The sequence below is a fragment of the Thermodesulfitimonas sp. genome, from assembly GCF_052743955.1.
The window spans coordinates 1-2,710 of the sequence record NZ_JBRAIN010000151.1; the positions used below are offsets into that span (position 1 = coordinate 1).

Sequence of the window (2,710 nt, forward strand, 5' to 3'; positions counted from 1 at the left end):
CCTTGCTCTGGTAGGCAAGTCTTTCCACTTCGGCGGGGTTGCCTTCGGTGAGGTACCAGACTCTGTCCAGGGTGACTGTTTTACCTGGAGGTACAGCCCAAGGGATGCCTAAGCACTCGTTGATGACAAGTTTCTTAAAAGAAGGATCAAGAATCGGGTAGACTAAAATGAAGCTTTTATTCCTTTTTCCGACGTTTGTTACGGTTGTTTGGTATACTACCTGCCGATGTTTTTCTGAGTCTGGCCTCCTACTCTTATACCAGCCGTATAGGGGATCATTTGGATCAGGAGAAAAGTAAACGCTGACTTTAACCGTAGCTTGCAGAGTGCCGACGGGATCGTATTTCTGGCACCCGGCAACGATCAACGGGGTAATCAAGATCACGAAAAAGGCCGCCAGTTTTTTCAAGGTTTCATCTCCTTCCGTCTCCCTCTGTGGCAGGAAAGGGTAAGCCTACCCCAGGCTTCTTCGTCTGAGGCAGGCCATTATTAATACGTTATATGCAGGTAGTATTTGGTGCCGCTGATGTCGCTCAATTTTCTGGCTGGTGTATTTGTGGTATGATAGGTCACATACCTATTTCCAGCGCTGTCGATGTACGTCACGATCATCGAGTGATCGTTAGTCGGATCACTATCATCGAGGTTAAGCTGAACGATGTCACCCAGTTGAAGTTGGCTGGGTGAAGAAACCAGGGTACCTAAGCGACTCCGGATGTGCCAGTGGAGGGTCGCCACCTTCACCCAGCTCCAGGACCAGTCGTCATCATTGTTGCTGTCGTAGGCATCGGTACCGTGGCGGTAGTAGTACCAGTCGTCTTTGTCCCAGTAAGGCCGCCACCAGGCATCAACCATCGGTATCCCGCCTGCTCTAAGACATTGTGAAACAAAGTTGGTGCAGTCGGCACTAAATGCGTGGTAAGCGGGATTGTAGTATTTGTAAAAAGGGTCGTCGTTCGGGTAACCAACATAGTAGAAAGCATAATTAACAGCCGCGGAACGGTTGTACGTGCCGCTTTGGATGACGATAGGAGCAGGCTTTCCCTGCGACTGCTTCTTTAGCTCCTCCTCCGGCGGCCCTACCGGCGGCAGAATGTTGCGCACATAATAGTCGTAGGCGTAAGCATCTATCAGCTCCCACTTCTGGGGATCTTGACGCCGCAGCTTTCCTGCCGGGTCGGCGTACCCGGCGAGGCGCTGCCAGTATTCTTCCGTCCCGTATTTAGGGACCTTAACGTCTTCCTGACGTAGAAGCTCTTCGAAGACCTTCCTGCCTTTTTCAACCTTCTGCTGTTCCATCACTTGCAAGTTGACCATTTCGTCTACCGGACTGTTTCCTTGTTGAACAGCGGCATAGCCAACCGCTCCTGTTCCGCCCACCAGTGCCAATAGGAGCAAACATACAATTACCGTCCGCCATCGCACCTTTAGTTTCCGCAGCATAGACGCCAACCTCCCTAATTCTTAATTTTACTCATCTTTTTTAGTTGTCCAACACGAAAAACTAACCGGAAATATTATATCCTTTGACTCCTACCTCCTACTAAATTTTGGTTACGGAATCAATCTCTACCCCCTCTCTCGTAAGATAGAACAAGAGCGGAGAAGGCGGCATCACTTGAAAATCACCATCCCTCGGTTGTATAATAGCACCGAGGGTAAGGCTGGATTTTCCCCTGTCCACCATTTGCGAGGCGGTTGACCGGGCGGATGCCAGCTTACTCTCCTTTTTTAGAAAGGGATGTTCCCGGCCTCCTTTCTTAGCGACTCCCGTGAGTCAAGACGGTATCGGCTGGTTTTGAAGTCTTTGAAAGTTCCGGTAACAAGAGATGAATACCACGTGAGCTTTTGCCACAAGGTGTTCAGCACCCCTGGCATTCAGTAGACTGGGGGATAGGCCCCTTGGCCTCCCCTTTCTTCCGCTTTACAGGACGCGACTTAGCCGACTCTTAAGATGCCGGTAACCATAAGTAAGAAACATAATCTTGGAAATAAGGATAAAACCTTTTAAGCAGCTCGTCTATCACCCTTTAAGGGTGATTTTTATACCACTTGAAGGGTGATTCGCAAATAACAGGGCCACCCTCGTCGGTAAACGGCTTTGGTTAAAGAGGACCCTCGGGCTTTAGAAGACGACGGCGAATTTCCCGGCGAAACTCGCGCGGGTTCTTAACACCAATCCTCCGGTAGATATTCCGGCAGTGAGTTTTAACGGTATCTACGCTTATAAAACATTCCTTTGCGATCTCTTCGTTGGTCAACCCAGAAGTTAACAGTTGCAGGATTTCCTCCTGGCGCGGGCTAAGCTCCCGCTCCATTTCCGGGAGTAAAAAAGGTGGCGAGGAGGTCCTTTGACCGGCGTAGTCGAAGCTTAGCCGCGAGAGCTTATCCTCGATTGATTCAACTAAAGTCTGAAGCAGTGCAATGGTGGAAACGAGCTCCTTTTCCGCGTGCAGCGAGATGTCGAGAAAACCCCAGATTCTGCCTTCGTGGTCTCTCACCGGGCTGGCGACGCACCACCAGTCCTTGAAAAGCTTGCAGTAATGCTGTTCCCCGCGGATGGCCACGAGGCGGTTGTACTCCCGCGCCAAGGCCAGGGCGTTGGTGCCGCAGCTTTCTTCGGTGAAGACGGTGCCGGGTTTGATGCCGGCTTCTTCAATGGCGGCCAAAACCTCCGGCGCGGCGAAGATCTTGAGCGCCACAAGCTCCG

Annotated in this window: 3 protein-coding genes; all 3 read right to left on the reverse strand. The window is 51.1% G+C overall.

The window, feature by feature from the left end; genetic code table 11:
* Positions 1 to 409: hypothetical protein (locus tag ACUVTA_RS09360; RefSeq protein ID WP_445952670.1), on the reverse strand; the 409-nt coding region annotated here is incomplete at its 3' end.
* An 80-nt stretch (positions 410 to 489) separates the two neighbouring features.
* Complete coding sequence (locus tag ACUVTA_RS09365; protein WP_445952671.1) at positions 490 to 1,443, reverse strand: amidase domain-containing protein; 954 nt, start codon at positions 1,441 to 1,443, stop codon at positions 490 to 492.
* A 662-nt stretch (positions 1,444 to 2,105) separates the two neighbouring features.
* Positions 2,106 to 2,710: LuxR C-terminal-related transcriptional regulator (locus ACUVTA_RS09370; RefSeq protein WP_445952672.1), on the reverse strand; the 605-nt coding region annotated here is incomplete at its 5' end.